This window comes from Parasphingomonas zepuensis, from assembly GCF_036663735.1.
In the GTDB taxonomy this organism is placed as follows: Bacteria; Pseudomonadota; Alphaproteobacteria; order Sphingomonadales; family Sphingomonadaceae; genus Sphingomonas.
On sequence record NZ_JAXOJO010000006.1, the window covers coordinates 90,114 to 111,972 of the forward strand.

17 protein-coding genes and 1 pseudogene are annotated in these 21,859 nt (G+C 67.4%); 13 read left to right on the plus strand and 5 right to left on the minus strand.

The genetic code is table 11. The features are described from left to right. The first annotated feature begins 110 nt into the window (after positions 1-110). From U1769_RS21035 to U1769_RS21075, 9 genes and pseudogenes are all read left to right on the plus strand, one after another. Positions 111-920 (plus strand): aldolase/citrate lyase family protein, encoded by an 810-nt coding sequence (locus U1769_RS21035; protein ID WP_332719983.1) that lies wholly within the window; start codon positions 111-113, stop codon positions 918-920. Between the two features lie 34 nt (positions 921-954). Further along, positions 955-1,752, plus strand: a complete 798-nt coding sequence (locus tag U1769_RS21040) for an inositol monophosphatase family protein (RefSeq protein ID WP_332720141.1) — start codon at positions 955-957, stop codon at positions 1,750-1,752. Then, the gene (locus U1769_RS21045; RefSeq protein ID WP_332719984.1) at positions 1,749-3,629 is read left to right on the plus strand and encodes an SLBB domain-containing protein; all 1,881 of its coding nucleotides are present in this window, start codon (positions 1,749-1,751) and stop codon (positions 3,627-3,629) included. Before U1769_RS21040 ends, U1769_RS21045 begins: the two co-directional genes overlap by 4 nt. Beyond that, positions 3,626-4,741 carry a capsule biosynthesis protein gene (locus U1769_RS21050; protein ID WP_332719985.1) on the plus strand — a complete coding sequence of 372 codons (1,116 nt, stop codon included), beginning with the start codon at positions 3,626-3,628 and terminating at the stop codon, positions 4,739-4,741. The genes U1769_RS21045 and U1769_RS21050 overlap by 4 nt, the downstream gene beginning before the upstream one ends. Continuing rightward, positions 4,738-5,721 (plus strand): glycosyltransferase family 2 protein, encoded by a 984-nt coding sequence (locus tag U1769_RS21055; RefSeq protein ID WP_332719986.1) that lies wholly within the window; start codon positions 4,738-4,740, stop codon positions 5,719-5,721. Before U1769_RS21050 ends, U1769_RS21055 begins: the two co-directional genes overlap by 4 nt. After that, positions 5,718-7,010: a hypothetical protein gene (locus tag U1769_RS21060; RefSeq protein ID WP_332719987.1), complete on the plus strand. Its 1,293-nt coding sequence runs from the start codon at positions 5,718-5,720 to the stop codon at positions 7,008-7,010. Before U1769_RS21055 ends, U1769_RS21060 begins: the two co-directional genes overlap by 4 nt. Then, a complete protein-coding gene (locus U1769_RS21065; protein ID WP_332719988.1) occupies positions 7,007-8,020 on the plus strand; it encodes an NAD-dependent epimerase/dehydratase family protein in 1,014 nt (337 codons plus the stop codon). Before U1769_RS21060 ends, U1769_RS21065 begins: the two co-directional genes overlap by 4 nt. Further along, a complete protein-coding gene (locus tag U1769_RS21070; protein WP_332719990.1) occupies positions 8,017-9,837 on the plus strand; it encodes a thiamine pyrophosphate-binding protein in 1,821 nt (606 codons plus the stop codon). The genes U1769_RS21065 and U1769_RS21070 overlap by 4 nt, the downstream gene beginning before the upstream one ends. A gap of 44 nt (positions 9,838-9,881) precedes the next feature. Beyond that, positions 9,882-10,214 (plus strand): annotated as a pseudogene (locus tag U1769_RS21075) (GtrA family protein); the annotation flags it as partial. A 34-nt stretch (positions 10,215-10,248) separates the two neighbouring features. Here the strand turns inward: U1769_RS21075 and U1769_RS21080 are convergent. After that, complete coding sequence (locus tag U1769_RS21080; RefSeq protein WP_332719992.1) at positions 10,249-10,743, minus strand: GNAT family N-acetyltransferase; 495 nt, start codon at positions 10,741-10,743, stop codon at positions 10,249-10,251. A gap of 269 nt (positions 10,744-11,012) precedes the next feature. Next, a complete protein-coding gene (locus U1769_RS21085; protein ID WP_332719993.1) occupies positions 11,013-12,125 on the minus strand; it encodes an ROK family transcriptional regulator in 1,113 nt (370 codons plus the stop codon). Between the two features lie 112 nt (positions 12,126-12,237). Here U1769_RS21085 and U1769_RS21090 point away from each other — a divergent pair, with 112 nt between their 5' ends. The 3 genes from U1769_RS21090 to U1769_RS21100 are packed head-to-tail and all read left to right on the plus strand — an operon-like array spanning position 12,238 to position 16,891. After that, complete coding sequence (locus tag U1769_RS21090; protein WP_332719994.1) at positions 12,238-14,718, plus strand: TonB-dependent receptor; 2,481 nt, start codon at positions 12,238-12,240, stop codon at positions 14,716-14,718. 41 nt (positions 14,719-14,759) lie between these two features. Continuing rightward, a complete protein-coding gene (locus U1769_RS21095) occupies positions 14,760-15,893 on the plus strand; it encodes a YdcF family protein (protein ID WP_443030440.1) in 1,134 nt (377 codons plus the stop codon). Between the two features lie 14 nt (positions 15,894-15,907). Further along, positions 15,908-16,891 carry a phospholipase C/P1 nuclease family protein gene (locus U1769_RS21100; protein ID WP_332719996.1) on the plus strand — a complete coding sequence of 328 codons (984 nt, stop codon included), beginning with the start codon at positions 15,908-15,910 and terminating at the stop codon, positions 16,889-16,891. Here U1769_RS21100 and U1769_RS21105 read toward each other — a convergent pair. Genes U1769_RS21105 through rfbF form a run of 3 tightly spaced genes read right to left on the minus strand, consistent with a single transcriptional unit; the run spans position 16,783 to position 20,151 of the window. Then, on the minus strand, positions 16,783-18,258 hold the full coding sequence (locus U1769_RS21105; protein WP_332719998.1) for an MFS transporter: 1,476 nt from the start codon (positions 18,256-18,258) through the stop codon (positions 16,783-16,785). The genes U1769_RS21100 and U1769_RS21105 overlap by 109 nt on opposite strands. A gap of 46 nt (positions 18,259-18,304) precedes the next feature. Then, the gene (gene rfbG, locus U1769_RS21110; RefSeq protein WP_332719999.1) at positions 18,305-19,381 is read right to left on the minus strand and encodes a CDP-glucose 4,6-dehydratase; all 1,077 of its coding nucleotides are present in this window, start codon (positions 19,379-19,381) and stop codon (positions 18,305-18,307) included. Next, complete coding sequence (rfbF, locus tag U1769_RS21115; protein ID WP_332720000.1) at positions 19,378-20,151, minus strand: glucose-1-phosphate cytidylyltransferase; 774 nt, start codon at positions 20,149-20,151, stop codon at positions 19,378-19,380. The genes rfbG and rfbF overlap by 4 nt, the downstream gene beginning before the upstream one ends. A 115-nt stretch (positions 20,152-20,266) precedes the next feature. Here rfbF and U1769_RS21120 point away from each other — a divergent pair, with 115 nt between their 5' ends. Continuing rightward, positions 20,267-21,847, plus strand: a complete 1,581-nt coding sequence (locus tag U1769_RS21120) for an ArnT family glycosyltransferase (RefSeq protein WP_332720002.1) — start codon at positions 20,267-20,269, stop codon at positions 21,845-21,847. Positions 21,848-21,859 lie beyond the last annotated feature (12 nt).

Sequence of the window (21,859 nt, forward strand, 5' to 3'; positions counted from 1 at the left end):
CCCGTAAGCCCGATTCAATTATTTTTTCCGACCCCTTTTCGGCTGCGGGAATGCCCGGGGCGCTCCGTCCTTCAGTTCATCGACAACGCTTGCAACTCAGGAGGCGAAGGGTGAATTCGACGGAACGCCGCATGCTCGACATGCTCAAGAAAGGCCGGGACCGCTTCGGCGTCGTCGCGGTAAAGGCGGAATTCGAGGCCGAGGGCACGCGTCCTGACGAGCTGCTGCGCCTGCTCGAACTCGCTTACCGCGCCGATCTGAAGGTCGCGCTCAAGATCGGCGGCTGCGAGGCCGTTTCCGATCTCTATGCCTCGAAACTCTACGGCGCCAACTACATCATCGCCCCGATGGTCGAGACGCCCTACGCCTTGTCGAAGTTCGTCGAGGCCCGGGCCAAGGTCTATGGCGACGACACCGACACGCAGTTCCTGTTCAACCTCGAGACCGAAACGACGTTGTCCAATCTCGATGCGATGCTGCCGCTCGCCAAGGCGGCGCTTGACGGCATCGTGTTCGGCCGGGTCGATTTCACTTTGTCGCGCGGGCTGCCGCGCGGCGCGATCAACCAGCGCGAGATCACTGACGCAGTGCTCACCGTCGCACGGTCCTGCGCCACGCATGGCCTGGAACTGGTGGTCGGCGGATCGGTGGCGGTCGAATCCGGGCCGGCGCTGCGCGAGATGCGCCGCGTTCGCCTCGATCGGTTCGAGACGCGCAAGGTCATCTTCGACGGCGGCGCGGCCGACATGCCCGGCTTCGAGGCAGCGATCGGGAATGCCGTCGCCTTCGAACTCGCCTGGCTCGAGAACAAGCGCGATTATTATCGCACCATCGCCGACGAGGATCTGGCGCGCATCCGCATGATCCAGGAGCGTATGGCAGCCCCGCCGCGCGGACGTCTGGCCAGCGTCGCCGCCTGACCGGATGTCGCTCAGGGACGAAGTCACGGCATTGATGCAAGGCGTCGCCGCAACTGCGGTGACGCCGCGCTTCCGTATGCTCGCCGCCAGCGAGATCGCGGAGAAGAGCGCCGGTGAGGTCGTCACCAGCGTCGACCGGGCCGCGGAGCGCCTGTTGTACGAGGGGCTCGAACTGCTCGGCATTCCCGCGCGCATCGTCGGCGAGGAAGCCGCCGAGCACCGGCCAGAGCTGCTCGACGGCATCGGCGAGGGTCTGGTCTGGCTGGTCGATCCGCTCGACGGCACCGCCAATTTCGCCGCGGGCCGCGCGCCGTTCGGCATGATGGTGGCGCTGGTCGAGGACGGCGTTCCGCTCGCCGGCTGGATCCTCGATCCGCTCAGCGGGCGGCTGTGCCACGCGGAACGCGGCGCCGGCGCTACCTGTGACGGTACCCCCGTCCGTAGCCGGCCGACGGGCGGCGCCATGCCGGTCGCGGCGCTGGGCACGCATTTCATGACGCCCGAGCGGCGCGCGCACGTCCACGAAATTGCCGCGGAACGCTTCGAGCTGGTGCCCGTCCCGCGCTGCGCGGCCGAAAGCTATCCGCGGCTCGCGCTCGGCCAGAATGATCTGGTGCTGTTCCAGCGCACTTTGCCCTGGGATCATGCGGCTGGCGCCCTGTTCCTGACCGAGGCTGGCGGCGTCGTCACTGACTGGGCCGGCACGCCGTACCGCGTCGGCAGCGGGCGCGGCATCCTCGCCGCCGCTGACGAACGGCTCTGGGCGGCGGGCGCCGAGCTGCTGCTCGGGCCGACGGCCGGCCTGATCGAAAGAGAAGATTGCACGACATGATGATCCCCCGGAAGCGACTGCTGCTCGGCTGCGCGTTGGCGCTGCCGCTGATCTCGACACCGGCGGGGGCGCAACTGTCCCCGCCGGTGTCGTCGTCCGGCCAGCAGGACAGCGGCGCGGCCGCCATCTCGCGCGATGCTGCGGCCGGGCAGGTCGCGGTGCCGCAGGCGGAAATCCGCTCGTTCGAACCCACCCTGATCGACAACCGGTCCGCCGCGCCGCGGCAGGACACGAGCAGCGACGATCCGGTGACCAAAAAGCGCCCAGCGTCTCCGGTGGCGAACGAGTTCGAAACCTTCGTTTCCGAGGCGGCCGGCAAGCCGCTGCGTCGTTTCGGGGCGGAGCTGCTCGTGCCCGGCGCGCGCGACTTCACGGTTGCGCCCACCACCACCGTGCCGCCGGATTATCGCCTCAACCCAGGCGACGAACTGCTGCTCGGCCTGACCGGCTCGGTCCAGGCGGCCGATCTGCGCCTGACGATCGATCAGGAGGGACGGATCTTCGTGCCGCGCGTCGGCGCGATATCGGTCGGCGGCGTTCGCTACGGCGACGTGCGCGACGTCATCGCCCGCCAGGTCGCGCGCCAGTATCGCGGCTTCGATCTGCAGGTCTCGGTCGGGCGGCTGCACGGCATCACCGTCTATGTCACCGGCTTCGCGGCGACCCCCGGGTCCTACACCGTCAGCAGCCTGTCGACCCTGGTCAACGCCGTGCTGGCGGCTGGCGGCCCCGCTTCGGGCGGCAGCTTCCGCTCGATCCAGTTGCGCCGCGACGGGCGGCTCGTCTCCGATTTCGATCTCTATGACCTGCTGCTCAAAGGCGACAAGTCCGGCGATGCGGCCCTGCAGAATGGCGACGTCATCTATGTCGCTCCGGCCGGCGAGCAGGTCGCGGTGATCGGCAGCGTCAATCGCGAGGCGATCTTCGAGATCGCGCCGGGCGAGACCCTCACTGACGCCGTCCGCTACGCCGGCGGCGTCAACACCGTGGCCGATGACAGCCGGCTGATGGTGCTCGATTCGCTGGGCAAGTCGGAGACGGGCTGGGAGCAGGTCACCGCCGCCGAAGCGCGCAATCGCAAGGCGCGGCGCGGCGATATCGTGCGCGTGCTGTCCGATGTCGGCATTGCGCGCCCGCTCGAACGGCAAGCCGTGCTGGTGACAATCAGCGGCGAGGTGGCGCGGCCCGGTCGCTATTATTTCCGCCCCGGCACGAGTCTGGCGGACGTGGTGACCCAGGCCGGCGGCCTGACCACCCAGGCCTTCCCCTATGCCAGCGTGATCACGCGCGAGAGCGTCAAGGCGCAGCAGAAGCTGAGCTTCGACCGCGCCATCAAGGACATGGAGTTCCAGCTCACCGCCCAGCCGGTCGTCTCCGCCAATCGCGCGGTGCTCGCCCAGCCGGGCAATCTCGCGCTGGTACGGTCTATCGTCGATCAGCTGCGCTCGCGCGAGCCGAGCGGCCGGCTGGTGTTCGATCTGCCGGTCACGGCGGCCACCCTGCCCGGCGAGGTCATCGTCGAGAATAACGACACCATCTATGTGCCGCCCCGCCCGGTGACGGTCGGCGTGTTCGGCGCCGTGCCCAGCCCGGCTTCCTTCGCCTATCGCTCGGGCAGCTCGATCGGCGACTTCATCCGCTCGGCGGGCGGCGTGCAGAAAATGGGCGACAAGGGCGAGATCTTCGTCGTGCGAGCGAACGGCACCGTGCTGGCGACCGGCAAGAAGGTCCTGCGCGCGCCGGCCTTGCCCGGCGATCTGGTCTATGTCCCGATCGATTCGAATCGCGGGGAATTCTGGGCGCGGCTGCGCGACATCACCGGCAGCCTGTTCGGCGGCCTGGTCGGCGCGGCATCGATCGCGACGTTGGTGCAATGAGCATGATCGCGCGCGTCACCAATGCAGTGCGCGAGCCGCGCTCGCGCCGTCTCGCCTATGCCGTGCTCGCCCTGCTGCTGGCTATCCTGTGCATCGTCCCGCGGCCCTATGTCGCCCGGGCGAAGCTGGTCCCGCAGGACAGCAACAGCGTCGGCCTCGGGTCGATGATGAATGCGCTCGGCGGTCAGCTTCAGGGTTTCGCCGCGCTGCTCGGCGGCGCCAAGCAGCCGATCGACATGTATCTCGCCATCGCGCGCGGCACTGAGGTGACGGACGATGTCGTCGCTCGGCTGAAGCTCGTCGGGCCGCAGGGCTATGCCAGCGCCGATGCGGCGCGGCTTGCCCTCGCCCGCAAGGTGGACGTGCATTCGCTGACCGGCGGCATCGTCGAGGTCGAAGTGCGCATGCACGATCCCGCAAAGGCGCAGGCACTGACGGCTGCCTATGTCCAGGCGATCAGCGACCGCATCATCGCGCTGGGGCGCGACCGGGTCCGCCGCAAGCGAGACGTCGTGCAGGATCGCTTCAAGGAAGCCGCTACGCGCGTGACGACGGCCGAAGCCGCGCTCAATAGCTTCCGCCGGCGCAACAACCTGGCCGAGCCCGAGGCGCAGCTCGGTTCCGCCCTGTCGCTTCGCGCCGGGCTCGAGGCGCAGCTTCAGGCCAAGCTGGTCGAGCTCGATACGCTTCAGCGCTTCCAGGGTCCGGACAATCCACAGCTCCAGTCGGTCCAGTCGGAAGTCGCCTCGATCCGCGCGCAGATCGGGCGTACCGCCCAGCCCAGCGTCAGTGCCGCCGGGCCCAACGTCGCCGGCCTGTCCCAGGTCTCGGGCGAATATCTGAACCTTTATCGCGACTATCGCTTCGCCCAAGCCCTGTACGAAGTCTATGCCCGCTCGTCCGAGGAAGTGGCGGTGGAGACGCTCGCCTCGGAGACCGCGTCGGACGTTCAGGTGATCGAGGCGCCGCGCGTCGACGCCGATCGCAAATACAACGTCTCGGCGGTAGCGCTGCTGATCCTGATCGTCCTGGCGGCCTTGTTCACGGAGATCTACGCGCCGGCAACCGGCATCGACCTGGGCCTGAAGCGCCGCGAGGACGGTGCGCGATGACCTCCCCGGACGGGGCGATCGAGCTTTCGATCGTCATTCCCTGTTACAATGAGGAGGAGAATGTCCAGGCGATCTGCGCCGCCGTGGCCGCCGAGGCGGAGCGGCATGTCCAGTCCTACGAGATCATCCTGATCGACAATGAATCGACGGACCGCACCCGCCTGCTGATGCGCCATCTCTGTGCCGAACACCCCCATATCCGGGCGATCTTCAACAACCGCAATTACGGCCAGATGCGCTCCCCGACCTATGGCATCTACCAGGCCGAGGGCGCGGCCGTGATCGGCATGTGCGCCGATTTCCAGGATCCGCCGGAAATGATCGGCGCCTTCGTCAAGCAATGGCGCGCCGGCGCGCAGATCGTGCTGGCCCAGCGGCGTTCCGAGCGGACATCGCCGCTGCTCGGGCTGATCCGGCGGCTCGGTTACGGCCTGCTGGGCCGCTATGGCGATTATCCGGTGATCCCCGGCGCGACCGGCTTCGGCCTGTACGACCGCGAAGTGGTCGACACGCTCGCTGCCTGGAACGAGCCCGAACCCTTTTTCCGCGGCATGCTGGTGGAAAGCGGTTTCCGCATGGCGATCATGCCGTTCGACCGTCCCGAGCGGGCGGCGGGCGAGACCAAGAACAATGTCGCCGCGCTCTATTCCTTCGCCCTCTCCGGCCTCGCCGGATCGGGCAAGTCGCTGCTGCGCCTGCCGATCCCGCTCGCGCTCCTGGCGGCCGCGGCGGTCGTGCCGCTGGCGGTTGGGACGGTGGCGGCCGCGCTCATCGGTGGCGCCGTCTGGCCCCTGCTCGGCCTGACGGTCGCCACCGCGATGTTCGCCATCATCCTGCTGTTCCTCGGCCTGCTCGGCGAGCAGGTGCGCATGCTGGCCGAACGCAGCCGCAACGTACCGCTCGTCATCGAGCAGGAGCGGCTGAACTTCCCGGCCGGCCGCGCCCGTCCCGCCGACCGGACTTTGGTCCGCCGGCCATGACCGGCCGGGTGCGCCTCCTGCCCGAAATCGTGCTGATGCTCGCCGTGGTGGCCAGCGTCGGCTGGACGGCGCTGCGTTTCCACCAGACGGGTTTTCTGCCCCAGCCCTTCGTGTTCGACACCAACGACACCTTCATGGACTGGTTCAACACGGCCTATTGGGCGAACCATCCCGGCGCCTTCTCGGTGTGGCGGACGGTCTATCCGCCGCTCTCCTTCGTCTTCCTCGATGTGTTCAGCCTGCCGGGCTGCTACCTCGCCTCGCCCTTCCATGCGCGCGATTGCGACTGGTTCGCCCGCTCGACGATCCTTGCCTTCTACCTGCTGAATGTCGTGCTGGTCTGGTGGAGCTTCCACCGCACCGATCCGCGCACCGCGCCGATGCGCGCGATCGCTTTCGGGCTCGGCCTGCCGCTGCTGTTCACGCTGGAGCGCGGCAATCTGATCCTGGTCGCCCTGCCCTGCTTCATCGTCGCGCACGGCCCGCTCGTCCGGTCCGGCGCGTGGCGGGCGCTGGCCGCCGCCGCGACGATCAATTTCAAGCCCTATCTGCTGCTCCCGGTGCTGGCCCAGGCCGTCAAGCGCGACTGGCGCGGGCTCGAACTGGCCGGGCTCGCCACGATCGCGCTCTATCTCGTCACGCTCGCGCTCGTCGGCAGCGGCACGCCGGGCGAGATCGCATCGAACACCGCCAACTGGGTCGTCTATCAGGGCGGCCAAGTGTGGAACGAGATCCATTATTCCACCAGCTATGCGCCCCTGCTCCAGGTGCGGAACGCACAGATCCCGGTGCTCGATTTCGTGCCTTCGCGGACGGTGGAGACGATCGAGACGATCGTGCCGCTGCTGATCCGCATCAGCCAGGGCGTGGCGGTGCTCGCGCTGGCCGCTGCCTGGCTGCAGCCCCGCGCGCTGCCGCCGCACCGTATCGCGACGATCCTGCTCGGTGCCTTCCTCGTCACGCAGTCGCCGGGCGGCTATACTCAGACCTTCCTGCTGTTCCTCGTGCTGCTCGAGCCGTGGCGGGGCGTCGGGCCGATCACCGCCATCGTCTGCACCTATCTGCTGTGCCTGGTGGCTGACTGGCCGCTGTCGACGGTGCTCGATCTCTCGCTCGAAAGCTGGCTCGGCGGCCGGCCGGTCAGCCCGAGCTTCGGTCTCGCCATCGGCCATTTCGTCCGGCCGGGCCTGGTCATATTGATCCTCTGGTCGCTTGCGCTCGACAGCATCGTCCGGGTGGTCCGCGCGCACGCGGTCCACCGCCCGTCGCTCGGGCTGATGCCGGCATGATCCTCGATCAGGATCTGGCTGCGGTGCACGCCGCGCTCGCCCCGCTCTGGTGGCGGCTGGCTGGCGCGCGCATCTTCATGACCGGCGGCACCGGCTTCATCGGCCGCTGGATGCTCGAGGCACTGGCCCGCGCCGACACCGATATCGAAGTGACGGTGCTGAGCCGCGATCCCGCCGCCTTCGCCGCCCGGGTGCCGCATCTCGCCCGGCGCTTCCGGCTCGTTGCGGGCGACGTCACCGGCTTCGCCATGCCTGACGGCCGCTTCACCCATGTGATCCACGCCGCGACGGACGCCAGCGCCGCGCTCAACGCGACGGATCCGAGCCGCATGTTCGACACGATCGTCACCGGTACCCGCCACGCGCTCGATTTCGCCGTGGAGCGCGGCGCCGAACGCTTCTTCTTCCTCAGTTCCGGCGCGGTCTATGGCGCCCAGCCCTGGGAGGTCACGCATGTGGCGGAGGACTGGTTGGGCGGCCCAGACCAGCGCGATCCGCGCTCGGCCTATGGCGAGGGCAAGCGCGCCGCCGAAATGCTCTGCGCCATCTATGGCAAGCAGTTCGGGCTGGACGTGGTCAATGCCCGCATCTTCGCTTTGCTTGGCCCGCTGCTGTCGCTCGACATCCATTTCGCTGCCGGCAATTTCATCCGCGATGCGATCGCCGGCCGCACGATCCGGGTCGAAGGCGCCGGCACGGCCGTGCGCTCCTATCTCTACGCCGCCGATCTCACGGTCTGGCTGTGGACCCTGCTGATCTCCGGCGATCGCGGCGCCGTGTTCAACGTGGGATCGGAAGAAGCCGTCTCGGTCGCCGATCTGGCGCGGCGCACCGCGACTCTGCTCGGCGCGCCGGCCGTGGAGATCCTTGGCCGGCCCGATCCCGGCTGGAACCCCGGCCGCTACGTGCCGTCGACCGCGGCGATCCGCGGATCGCTCGGCCTCACCCCCACGACCAGCCTCGACGAGGCGATCCGGCGCACCGCGCTTTCGAACGGATGGACACCATGACCCTGATGAAACTCTCCGACTGGGTGGCCGAACAGCTCGTCAGCCATGGCATCGAGCATGTCTTCATGCTCACCGGCGGCGGTGCGATGCACCTCAACCATTCGCTCGGCACGCATGCCGGCCTCGCCACCACCTTCACGCATCACGAGCAGGCGCTGTCGATGGCGGCCGAGGCTTATTACCGCCTGACCAACAAGCTCGCCGTGGTGAACGTCACGTCCGGCCCGGGCGGCACCAATGCAATCACTGGCGTCTATGGCGCCTTTGTCGATTCGATCGGCATGCTGGTGCTGTCGGGCCAGGTGAAGCGCGAGACCACGGTCCGCGCGACCGGCCTGCCGCTTCGCCAATATGGCGACCAGGAACTCGACATCGAGGAACTGGTCCGCCCGATCACCAAATATGCGACGATGGTCAACGATCCGCAGTCGATCCGCTATCATCTCGAAAAGGCCATCTACCTCGCGACCAGCGGGCGGCCCGGGCCGGTCTGGCTCGACATCCCGCTCGACGTTCAGGCCTCGAAGATCGATCCCGACACCCTCCCCGGCTTCGATCCCGCCGAACTGGAGGAGCCCTGGACCCGTACTGACCTGTCGCACGTCGCCGGCACGATCCTCGATCTGATCCGCTTCGCCGAACGCCCCGTGGTGTTCGCCGGCGGCGGGGTGCGGCTGTCGGGCGCCTATGACGATTTCCTCAAGCTGATCGACAAGCTCGGCGTGCCTGTCGTGACCGGCTGGAACGCGCATGACGTGCTGTGGAACGATCATCCGCTCTACGCCGGCCGCCCGGGCACGGTGGGCGACCGCGCCGGCAACATGGTCACGCAAAGCGCCGACGTGCTGCTCGTGCTCGGCAGCCGGCTCAACATCCGGCAGGTCAGCTACAACTGGCAGAGCTTCGCACGCGAGGCGTTCAAAATCTGGGTCGACATCGATCCGATCGAGCTGCGCAAGCCCAACGTCGTGCCCGACATGCCCGTAGTGGCCGATCTCGCCGATCTCATCCCGGCATTGCTCGATCAGCCTTATGCCGGCCCCAATGAAGATCACCGCGAATGGATGGCCTGGGCGCGCGAGCGGGTCAGCCGCTTTCCGGTCGTGCTGCCGGAATATCACGATCACGGCCCGCTGCTGCATCCCTATGTCGCGATGGACACCCTGTTCCATCAGCTCGGCGAGGACGATCTGATCGTCACCGGCAATGGCAGCGCCTGCGTCGTCAGCTTCCAGGCGGCCGAGATCAAGCGCGGCCAGCGGCTGTGGACCAATTCCGGCTGCGCGACGATGGGATATGAGCTGCCCGCCGCGATCGGCGTCTGTGCCGCGACCGGCGGCAAGCAGCGCGTCATCGCCATCGCCGGCGACGGCAGCATCATGATGAACCTGCAGGAGCTGCAGACGATCGCCGGCTACGGCCTGCCGGTGAAGATTTTCCTCATCAACAACAGCGGTTACGTCTCGATCTTCCAGACTCACCGCAACTTCTTCAATGGCGTCGAAGTCGGCGGCGGGCCCAAGAGCAACGTCACCTTCCCCGATTTCTCCAAGGTCGCCGGCGCCTTTGGCTTCGCCTATTTCCGGGCGGAGACGCATAATGCGCTGCCCGGCGCCATCGCCGCCGCGCTCGCCGCGGAAGGCCCGGTGCTGTGCGAGCTGTTCGTCGATGAGCACGTCCCCTTCGCCCCCAAGCTCGGCGCAAAGGCGCATCCCGACGGCCGCATCACTTCGCCCGCGCTTGAGGATCTGTCGCCCTTCCTCCCGCGCGAAGTACTGCGCGAGAATATGCGGATCGCGCTGTGGGAGGAATCGTGACGGCCGGCATTGCCGCCCGTACGCGCCGCCCGCTCCGCTTCCTCGTGGCGGGCGCGGCGAACACCGCGTTCGGCCTCGCCATCTATCCGCTGCTGCTGTGGAGCTCGGACTCGCTCCACCGCCATTATCTGCTCGCGCTCGGCATCGCCCAGGCGGTCAGCCTGTGCTTCGCCTTCACCACCTACAAGCTCGGCGTGTTCCGCACCCGCGGCAACATCCTGCGCGAATTCGGCACCTTCGCCAGCTTCTATCTGTTCAACTATGCCGCCAACTGGGCCGCCCTGCCGCTGCTCGTCGAGCTCGCCGGCCTGCCCCCGGTGATCGCGCAGCTCGGCTTCACCGTGCTGCTGATTATCGGCAGCTGGTTCTGGCACAATCACGTCACTTTCCGCCATGCACAACCAGGCGGTGCTACAACAACAGCGCCATTGGAAGATCGGCCTCATAAGTCCCGTCAGACAGCCGGAAACGGCGTTCGAACCGACCTTCCTGACGGAACCCGACACGTTCGTAGAGGCGGATCGCATGAGCAAGGCCTTCCCTGACGACCAGTTCGACGCGCTCGATCCGCGGCGACAAGGTCGCGGCGTTCGCAAGCAGTTCCGCAAACAACCGGTGGCCGATGCCGCTGCCCTGGCGTTCGGGGTCGACCGCGATCGTCAAATCCCACAGCACATGGTGAAACTGCACGGAGGGCATGCGGCTCGCCTTGATGAGTCCCGCCAGGTGCGCGGCATCCCACGCACCGATGGCTAGGCCGCCCGCCAGCGCACCCGACAGCGCCTCTTCGACCCAGGGCAGGTCCATCTCGTCAGGCAAACGGCCAAGCCCGCCTTCGGCCCGGCGCATGAGCGCGAGCACCGCCGGCGCTTCGGCAAGGCTGAGGGGCCGAAGATCGACGCTCACGCCTTCTTCCCGCTGGTGATCGGCCTGGCGGCCAGCGCTTCCTTCTTGGAATAAAGTTCGTGGAACACCAGCATCTTGCCGCCCCTTCCTCGAATTTACTATTATCTGGACATCGTCGTCGGCCCGGACAATCTGCGAATCCGGATCACCTCGATATAGTTCGCTGAACGACGAATGGGAGTGCGACGCGTCCGTCGGCGCCCGCTCGGGCGGCGATCGATGATGATGACGAGTCGCGTTGCCGACAGGTGCGATGACTGTGCCTGGGTTCAGCCTTCGGCGGCAATCGCGTGGATCGGAAGCAATGCCGCACCCAGCGTCACTGGCGATCCTCGCAGCCCCGAAACGCGCACTGGCGGTCCGCGGCCATCGATGGAGGCGGCGTCGGGTCTTGCGCGCAACCGTGTGGCGAGCCCCTCCAGCACGGCACCCGGCACCGCTCCTGCAAGGACGATCGCTCCGGGATCGAACCAGGCAAAGGCGGTGTCGGCGATGACCCCGAGTTGGTGCGCTGCACGGTCCATCCACGCGTCGATCGTGGCCCGCTGAGCGGCGGAGGCTGGATCGATCTCGCCCACCGAGGACAGCTCGCAGCCACTGACGCGCAGGACGGAGAGCAGGTCGAGGGGGCTGGGCCGCGGCCGATCACCCGGGAACAGGCAACCGATTTCCCCTGCGACGCCGAACTGGCCGCGTACCAGCCGCCCGTCGACGATCACCCCCGCTCCGATTCCATAGCCCAGCAGAAGCACCACCACGGTCGAGAACGTGCGCAGCAGCCCTCCCATGTAGAATTCGGCGACGGCAGCGACGTTGGCGTCGTTCTCGATCCACAGCGGCCATCCCAGCTCAGCGCTAAGGATCTCGCGCAAGGGAGCGCCGCGCCAGCCGGGCATGTCGTCGACCACGCTCCAGCGCTCGCCATCGGGCGAGAGCGCCGGGCCCGGTACGGCCACCCCGATACCAAGCATGCGCTGGCCGAGCAGGCCGTGGCCGTCGACGAGATCGTGGGTTAGGCGGCGAACGCGGCGGGCGAACTGCTGTGGGTCGCGCGGCTCGGTGGTCTCGCGGTGGGTGGCGATGGTCGCGCCGGCGAAATCCACCAGTGCGATATCGAGCAGGCCCTTGTGGGCGGTCGCGCCCACCGCATAGCCGCCCGACGCGGCGAGCCGCAGCGGAATCGCCGGGCGGCCGCGACCATAGCCTCCGGCTTCGATCACTTCCTCGATGACACCCAGCGCCAGCAATTCGCGCGAGACGCGCGTCAGCGCCGTGTTGCTCATCTCCAGCCGTCCCGCCAGCGCGGAGCGCGAAAGCGCCCCGGCCTTGCGCAGCTGGTGCAGGATGCGGCGCTGGTCCTTGTTGAATGTCGGGGTAACCACGCTTCGGTCTATCGACCTTATTTATTTTCATAACAATAATTAAAAATGACACATAGCGTGTTCACAGGCCCCCGCATCGCCTCTCCCGGCGACACCAATTCATGGGGGCCTTATGCTCAAGATCGTTCTCGCCACCGGCGTGGCCTTTGCCGCGCTCGCCGCCGGTTTCACGCCTGCCAGTGCACAGGATGCCGCGCCCGCCGCGCCGGTTGCCGCTGAAGACAATGACGGCGACATCATCGTCACCGGCTCTACCCGCGCCGAGCGTCGCTTCGACGTGTCCTACGCGATCAATACGGTTTCGCAGGAAGATTTCGAGAAGATCGCCCCGGTCAACTTCGCTGACCTGATCGGCCAGCTTCCCGGTTTCCAGACCGAGATTACCGGCGGTGAGGTGCAGAATATCTACCGCATCCGCGGCCTGCCCAATGACGGCGGCTTCGTCAATTTCCAGCAGGACGGCCTGCCGCTGTTCCACGAGAATGACGGTGTCTTCTTTCGCGGCGACGCCATCCTGAAGCAGGATCTGATGACCGACCATGTCGAGGTCGTGCGCGGCGGGCCGGCTCCGGTCTATGCCAGCTATTCAGGCGCGATCATCAACGCGATCACCGTCACCGGGCGGGACGTTTCGCGCGGCAAGGCGCAGGTGACGCTGGGCGATACCGGCCTCTACCGTCTAGACGCCTATCAGGCGGGTGCACTCGGAACGGACACCTATTACGCCGTGGGCGGCTTCCTGCGCTATCATGACGGCTATCGCGACAACGGCTTCCCCAACGACAAGGGCGGCCAGATCCGCGCAAACATCAAGCGCGTGACGGAGAACGGGTTCATCAAGCTGAACCTCAACTACGTCAACGATCACAATACCTTCTACCTGCCGATCCCGACCGCCGATCCGCGCAATCCGAGCGTCAGCCTGGATCCCTACATCGACTATTTCACCGGCACGATGAACTCGCCGGCGTTCCGCCATGTCGATCTCAAATACCGTGACGGAAACGGGCAGATCCAGAGCCGCAACGGCGACCTGTCCGATGGCCGTCACATGCAGATGGTGAATTTCGGCGCGCAATATGAAGGCGATTTCGATGGCTGGCTGATCTCGGCCAAGGCCGGTTACACACAGGGCAAGCTGGATTTCTCGGCCTTCTACTCGACCACCAACCCGGCTGACGGCAACAGCTTCGCTGCCGGCTATCTCGCCCGCGCCAAGACGGCGTTCGGGGCAGTGGACCGTTTCGGCTACACCCTCGCGGGCACAAACACGCGCTACGATCCCTATTCGGCCTCGGGCCTCGTGATGCAGGGCCAGTACCGCGACATCCATTCGAAATTCTATTCGGGCCAGACCAACCTGTCGGTCGCGAAGAAGTTCGAGACGGGTATCGGCAGCCACGACCTGAAGCTGGGCGTCTATGCCAGCCTCTATGGCGAGGACAGCCGCACGCTCTACCAGAATTATCTGATCGAGGTTGCGGGCCAGCCGCGCACGCTCGACCTGGTCGCCTATAACGCTGCCGGGGTCGAACTGGGCCGCGTGACGGATAATGGCGTGCTCAATCACGCCGCCACGCTCAGCCAGGGCGATTCGGATGCGAAGATGATCGCGCTCTATGTCAACGACACCTGGGAAATCGTGCAGGGCCTCCGGATCGACGCCGGCATCCGCCACGAACGCTACAGCTACAAGGGCTGGACCGCGCTTACCGATCAGGCGAACCTGGGGGATGCCAGCACGATCGCCGACGATACCACCCGCGCCTTCACTGGCGTGATCCTCAACCAGAAGCGCAAGCCCAACGTCACCAACTGGACGCTCGGCGCGAATTACGACTTCAGCGGTCATGTGGGCGTGTACGGCCGCGCCTCGCATCTCGAGACCCCGCCCAACGTCCAGACTGTGATGAACATCACTCCGACGGTCATTACTACCGTCGCCGACCAGTTCGAGGCGGGCCTGAAGCTGGCCTGGGGCCGCTCCTATCTCTACGTCACCGGCTTCTACACCAATTTCGATCCGCTCAACGCGTCGTTCCTCGCCTACGATCCGGACACCGGCCGCAACGATGTGAACGTGCCCTTCATCGGCGAGGCGCAGGTCAAGGGCATCGAGTTCGACGGCGCCTGGAAGGTGACCCCATGGTTTTCGCTGAACGGTGCGCTGACGATCAGCGATCCGAAATACAAGAATTTCAAAAGCGCCTCCGGTGCCGATCCGGAGCAGGCCGAGGGCAATCAGATCGTTCGCCAACCCAAGATCTACGGCAATATCCGCCCCAGCTTCGATTTCACCGCCGCCGACAGCGACGTCTCGATCTATGGCCGCTACACCTACATGGGTAAGCGCTATGTCGATCTCTACAACAACACGGCGCTTCCGTCTTACGGCACCGTAGGCGCGGGCGTGACGCTGAAGCATGGGACGTGGCAGGTGCAGGTCGTCGGGGACAATCTGTTCAACGCGCACGGCCTGACCGAAGGCAACACCCGCACTGACTCCCTCGCGGGACAGGGCACTGCCGAGGCGATCTACGGGCGTCCGATCTTCGGTCGCAACTTCCGCCTCGTCGTCGGCAAGTCGTGGTGATCCGGAGCGGGCTGGGACTGGCGGCAATTGTCGCCGCGGCGATTTCCGTCGCGCCGGCTTCGGCTTCCGGGGTCCCGGCCCAGGCCGGGGCCGTCGTCAGGGACACGGTGGCGGATGCCCTCTCGCAGCGGCTGTTTCCGCTGCTGGGGGCAGTCGGTCGCGATCCGGCGGCGCTTGTCGCGCTGCGGAATCGCCCCGCGGTCTCCGCCATGCTGCGCGCCCGCGCCGAGCGACGCGGGACCTGCGACAGTGATCTCGTCTGCACGGCGCAGGCGATGCTGTGGACGGACGGCGAGGCGCAGATCCTCGCCGCCGCCGCGCCGGGGAAAGGCGCGGACGATGGCCCCGCGGCACAGGCCGCGCGCGAGATCGCCGGCGTCAACATGATCGTCCGGACCTATGGCCTGGGCCAGGTCCCGCCCTATCCGCAGATCGATGGCGCGGGCATGCTCGATCCGCAGGAAACCCGCGCGCGCCTGCAGGCCGCACTGTGGCTGTCGCAGACGCCGCGGGGCGGTTCGCTGCAGGCGCTCGACCCGAGCCTGGATTTCGCGCTTGCGCTGCTCGACGCCTCAGGCCGCACCGATGCCATCGGCTACGAGCCGCTGACCGGCGGCCTCAATGCCGCCGCCATGAAGCGCGCAAAGGGCCTTGACTGGAAGCGCTACCGCTACAGCGCGCTCATCGTCACCGGCGTCGGGCCGGAGGTGGAGGGCATGCCCCTCAGCCCGTATAGCAGATACCATGTGCGCCTCGCCGCTCAGCGCTTCGCCGCGGGCGATGTGCCGTTCCTGATCCTCACCGGCGGCCGCGTCCACCCGCGCGAGACTCGCTTTACCGAGGCGGAGGAAATGCGCCGCGCCCTTGTCGATCGCTACGGCGTTCCGGCCGAGGCGATCGTCATCGATCCCTATGCGCGGCACACGACGACGAACCTGCGCAATGCCACGCGCCTGCTAATGACGATGGGCGCGCCGCTCGATCGGGACTCGCTGATCGTCTGCAATCCGAACCAGAGCGCGATGATCGAAAATCCCGATTTCGCGCGCCGCAACGATCGCGAGCTGGGCTATCAGCCGGGCACGGTGGGCGCCCGTATTTCGCCTACGGAACTGGTGTTTCGTCCCTCGCCCCTTTCGGCGCGGGTCGATCCGCGCGATCCGCTCGATCCGTGAACTGGAGAAGCCCGATGCGTCCCGCACTCCTCGCAACTGTCTTCGCGCTGTCCTGCGCGCCCGCGCCTGCCATGGCCTGGGGCGGCACGGCGCATTCCGCCATCGACCGCGCCGCCATCCAGGCGATCCCGGAGGATGGTCCCGTCTTCCTGCGCAAATATGAGGATTATATCGCCGCTTCCTCGCTGCTCCCGGATACGTGGCGCGGCAATTCGGAGAATTTCTCCAAGATCGAGGAAGATCCCAATCACGGCTGGTTCCGGGAGCAGTTCGCCTTCCTGAAACCGGTTCCCCGGTCGCGCTACGAATTCGTGATCGCGATCTACAAACACTATGAGGCCATCAAGGATACCGACCCCGCCACCGCCGCGCGCACCAATGTCCGCTGGACCGGCACGCTCCCCTACGCCGCGATCGAAGCCTATGATCGCATCGTGGTGTGCATGCGTCAGGTGCGGAAAGCGCAGGCGGAGGGCGGCGACGTCGCCGTTCCCGGGCAGAATTGCGCCTTCGACGTGGTTCGGCTCGGCCATTATATCGGCGACGGCGCGAACCCGATGCATGATTCCATCAGCAGCGACGGCTGGCGCGGCCCGAACCCGCACGGCTATACCACCGACCGCACCGTCCATGGCCGCTTCGAAAGCATGTTCGTCGACGGGATGAAGCTGACTGTCGCCGACATCGCCCCCCGTATCGGCAAGCCCGGCCGCACCTCCGGCGACATGTTCGAGGCAGTGCTCGCCTATCTCGATATGTCGGGCGACAAGGTCGGCGCCGTCTATGAACTCGAAAAGCGCGACGGCTTTGCCAACTTCGCCGACAAGGACGTGCGCGAGATGGTCTATGAACGCACCGCCGCGGGCGCGACGATGCTGCGCGACATGCTTCAGCGCGCCTGGGTCGAAAGCGCTGCGCCGCCCGCCAGGATCGACCCGTCGCCGATCGACTTCGCCAATCCGAAGTTCAATCCCGAAACCGGTTCGGCGCCGGACTGAGCTTTCCGCTCCAGCGCGGCGCGCACCCGTGCGTGCCGCGCATGGCCCGTGTCGAAGCGCCGCAACAGGGCGATCGCGCAGAGCGAACCGGCCAGCGGAATGCCGATCCCCAGCGCCAGCATGCCCTGTTCGACGGCCACCGTCTGCGCTTGTCCGGGCACATAGCCCAGCCAGCCAAGCCCCCATCCGATCAGCGCCGTCGCCCCGGCGCCACTGGCCTTCACCGCGACGAGGTAGGAGGCGAAAAGCCCCGTCTCCAGCCGCCGCCCGTACCGCAGCGCCACGAAGTCGACCGTATTGGCCAGCAGGCCCCAGGGCAGCATGAACACTGAAGCAAGCCCGAAGCCGATCACTGCCGCGCAAGGCGCCAGTGCCTCGGGCCGGTTCAGGCACGTCGCGAACAGCACGAGCCCCAGCGCGCTCACGCCATGCCCCATCGCCAGCAGCCGCGCCTGATCGACGCGTCCGGTCATCGCGGTCCAGCACAGCACACCCGCGAACTGCCCGATCGTCATCGACAGCAGCAGGTCCCGCACCAGATCGGGCCGCTTGATCACATAGGTCGCGACATAGAGGATCATCCGGCCGAATGTCGGCATGGCGAAGCCGGTGATGAGCGCGAGCAGCCCCATGCCGAACACGAGCGGATCGCGCAGCGGCACGCGGACGCTGTCCGTCACGGCATCGGCGTCCGATCGAACCGCGTTGCCGGAGGCGATGACGCAGGCCAGCATCGTCAGCACGAACAATCCGCCCGCGACCGCACCGGTGATCGCCAGCGCATCGAAGGCGCGGCTGCGCGCGGCCTGCTGCACCAGCGGCGTGAGAACCGTCGCCACGCACAGCGAGCTCGCGGTGCTGAACAGCAGCCGATATCCCGAAATCCGCCCCCGCGCCCGGCTGTCGCCACTCATCTGCGCCATGAGCGCATTATGCGGCACGTCGATCACCGCATAGGCGCCGCGGAACACCAGCATCGCCCCCGCGAGCAGCCATCCGTGATGCAACCCGGCCGCAGGCATGGCGTACAGCATCGCGAACGCCATGCCGCACGGCACCGTTCCTGCCGTCACCAGCCAGCGATAGCCGCGCCCCCTCCGGCGCAGGCGGATCACCCATGCCGCCGCGAGAAGGTCGAAGACGAGATCTCCCGCCAGCGCCACCAGCATCAGCGATCCCGCCGCCGCGGGGGTCAGGCCCAGCAGGTCGGTCAGCAGGAACAGGATCGTCATGTCCGCCCCGGCGAACACCAGCGCCTTGCCGAAATTGCCTGAGGAATAAGCGAACAGGCGCCCCTCGCGCCGCGCGATGGCTTGCCCGCGGCCCGTGCGGTCGGGGCTGCGACATGTCGGGGCGATACTGGCCACAGGCGCGCCTAGCCCGCGACCATTGCACTTTAGCGACGAACCCGGCTCAGGCGGCCGATCGAAGCGCGCGCCCGGTCATGGCCTGATAATCGGCGATCTGCCCGCGCGTCACGGTCCGCGCATCCGCCCCACGACCGACGGCCTTGTGCCAGTCCACGATCCAGTCAAGCGCTTCCTCCAGCGTCAGCGCCGGCCGCCAGCCGAGCGCCGCGCGCGCCTTGGAGCAATCGAGCCGCAGCAATCCCGCCTCATGCGGCCGCGGCCCGCTGTCGGGCAGCGCATCCGCCGCCCCGCCGCCCCAGGCCGCGCGCATCCGCTCGACGATCCACGACACCGGCCGCGCATCCTCGTCCGACGGCCCGAAATTCCACGCATCGGCGAACGCCCGCTCGCCCGCCAGCAGTCGCTCGGCGATCATCAGATAGCCGCCCAGCGCCTCCAGCACATGCTGCCACGGCCGCACTGCGTCCGGCGCGCGGATCAGCGGCGCCGCGCCCGCCTCGAACGCACGGACCAGGTCGGGGATCAGCCGGTCCGCCGCCCAGTCGCCCCCGCCGATCACATTGCCCGCCCGCACCGAGGCGAGCAGCGGCCCGTCCGCCTCGAAGAAGGACCGGCGCCAGGCCGACACCACCAGCTCGGCCGCGCCCTTGCTGCTGCTATAGGGATCGTGACCGCCCATCGGATCGCTCTCGCGGTAAGGCCATATCCATTCGCGATTCTCGTAGCATTTGTCGCTGGTGACGCAGACGATCGCCTTCACGCCGCCCGCGCGCCGCGCCGCGTCGAGCACATGCACTGTGCCCATCACATTCGTCGCATAGGTCTCGACCGGCTCGGCATAGGACAGCCTTACCAGCGGCTGCGCGGCCAGGTGGAAGATCGCCTCGGGCCGGCTGTCGCGCACCACCGCGCGCACCGCGGCCACGTCCCGCACATCGCCCTCGACATGCCGCACCAGCCCGCCGATCCGCGCGCTCTCGAACAGGCTCGGCTCGGTCGGCGGCGCCAGCGCGAACCCGGTCACCTCGGCGCCCAAAGCGTTCAGCCACAGGCTCAGCCAGCTGCCCTTGAACCCGGTATGCCCGGTCACGAGCACCCGGCGTCCGGCCCAGACGCTCACCAGCGCTTCCACGGCGCATTGCCGGCGCGCCACAATTCGTCGAGCTGCACCTTGTCGCGCAGCGTATCCATCGGCTGCCAGAATCCGTCATGGCGATAGCTCATCAGCTCGCCGCGCCGCGCCAGCTGCTCCAGAGGCCCGGATTCCCACACCGTCTCCGGCCCGTCGACCAGATCGAGCACCGACGGATCGGCCACGAAGAAGCCGCCATTGATCCGCCCGCCGTCCCCGGCCGGCTTCTCGCGGAAATCGGTCACCTTGTCGCCGTCGAACTCCAGCGCGCCGAACCGCCCCGGCGGCGTCACCGACGTGATCGTCGCGCGGTGCCCATGCGCCTTGTGGAAGCGCACCAGCTCCGCCACGTCGATATCCGCCACGCCGTCGCCGTATGTAAGGCAGAACGGCTCGTCGGGATCGAGATAATGGCGGATCGCCGCCAGCCGCCCGCCGGTCATCGTATCCGCCCCGGTATCCACCAAAGTGATGCGCCACGGCTCGCTGCGCGCGAAATGCACTTCCATGCCGTTGCCCCCGCGCAGGTCGATGGTAACGTCGGAGGTGTGCAGGAAATAATTCGCGAAATATTCCTTGATCAGATAGCCCTTGTAGCCGAGGCATATGACGAAGTCATTGAATCCGGCCGAAGAATAGATCTTCATGATGTGCCAGAGGATCGGCATGCCGCCGATCTCGACCATCGGTTTGGGTCGGACGTTGGTTTCTTCGCCGAGCCGGGTGCCCAATCCGCCAGCCAGGATTACGGTTCGCATGGTCGCTCCACGTCATGTCTTCATTAGCATGACGCAATCGATCGCTCCGGCCCGTAACGGGCGGCTCCTCGGATGGGCCCAAAAACGGGCAGGTCGATGGGCCGGACGCGGCGCGTTGCTGCTGATCCTCGCCGTGGCGGCGGCGCTGCGCCTGTACGGCGTGGATTTCGGCCTGCCCGCGCTCAACGATCCGGACGAGCCGCTGTTCGTGATGACCGCGCTGGAGATGCTGCGCAACCACAGCCTCAATCCCGGCTGGTTCGGCCATCCCGGCACCACCACCCTGTATTGCCTCGCGCTGGTCAGCCTCGCGGTCGGCGGCCTCGGCATCGCCACCGGGCGCTTCGCCGACGGCAAGGCGCTGATGGCCGCCGCCTATGCCGATCCCGGCATCGTCTTCCTGCCCGGGCGGCTGTTCATCGTCGCCTGCGGCATCCTCTGCGTCTGGCTCACCTGGTCGCTCGGCAAAAGGCTGGGCGGCACCAGACTCGGGCTCATCGCCGCCGCCTTCCTCGCCGTGAACGCCGTCCATATCCATTATTCGCAGATCATCCGCACCGATGTGCAGGCGACCATCTTTATGTTGCTCTGCACCCGCTCGGCCGTCGCGATCGCCCGCGAGGGACGCGCCCGCGATTACCTCATGGCAGGCCTCTGGGCCGGCCTCGCCTGCGCGACCAAATGGCCCGCGGCGATCATTTTCCTCAACCCGCTCTGCGCCGGCCTCTGTCGCGTCACGCTCGATCGCCGAGAGCTGCGCCGCCTCGCGCTGCTGCCCGTCGCCACGCTCGCCGCGCTGCTTATCGCCTCGCCCTATCTGCTGCTCGATTACGCCACGGTGATGCGCAACCTCGCCGGCGAAGCGCGCACGACTCATCCCGGCGCGACCGGCGGCGGCTTCCTTGCCAATCTCGGCTGGTATGCCGGCCATCCGTTGCTCGGCTCGTTCGGCATCGCCGGCCTCGCGCTGGTCGTGGCCGGCACCCTCGGCACGCTGAGGCGCCCGCGCATCGCCGCGGCGGTCCTGCCCGGGGGCCTCGCCTTCCTGGTCGTCATCGGCAGCCAGGCGCTGCTGTGGGAGCGCTGGATCGTGCCCGTCCTCCCCTTCGCCGCCCTCGCCGCAGCGGCGGCCCTCTGCTGGCTCGCCGACTGGCTGCGCACCCGCCTCGATCGCCCCCTGCGCTGGCTGGAACTCGCGGCGACGGCGCTGCTGCTCATCCCGATGCTCCAGGCCGCCCGCACCGGCGCGATCGAGCGCGCGGTGGATACGCGCCAGGTCGCCAGCGCCTGGATTCGCGCCCATGTCCCGCCCGGCAGCAGCATCGTGGTGGAGCCAGCCGCCTTCGATCTCCTGCAAGGCCCATGGCGCATCCTCTTCCCGCTCGGCTCGGCCGGCTGCGTCGATGCCCGCGCGATCCTCACCGGCCAGATCCGCTATTCGAAGGTGGAGACGCTGCGATCCGGCCGCGCCGTGGTCGATCTCGCTCATGTCGACGCCGCGCAGATCCCCACCTGCCACGCCGATATCGCCATCCTCTCCCATTATGACGGCTACCGTGCCGATCCCGCGCATTTCCCCCAGGAGCTGGATAGCTACGCCCGGCTCCTGCGCGGCGGCCGGCAACTCGCCGCGTTCCACCCGGAGCCCGGCGTCCGCACCGGCCCGGTCGTCCGCATCATGAAACTACGACCCTGACCCCATTTCCCC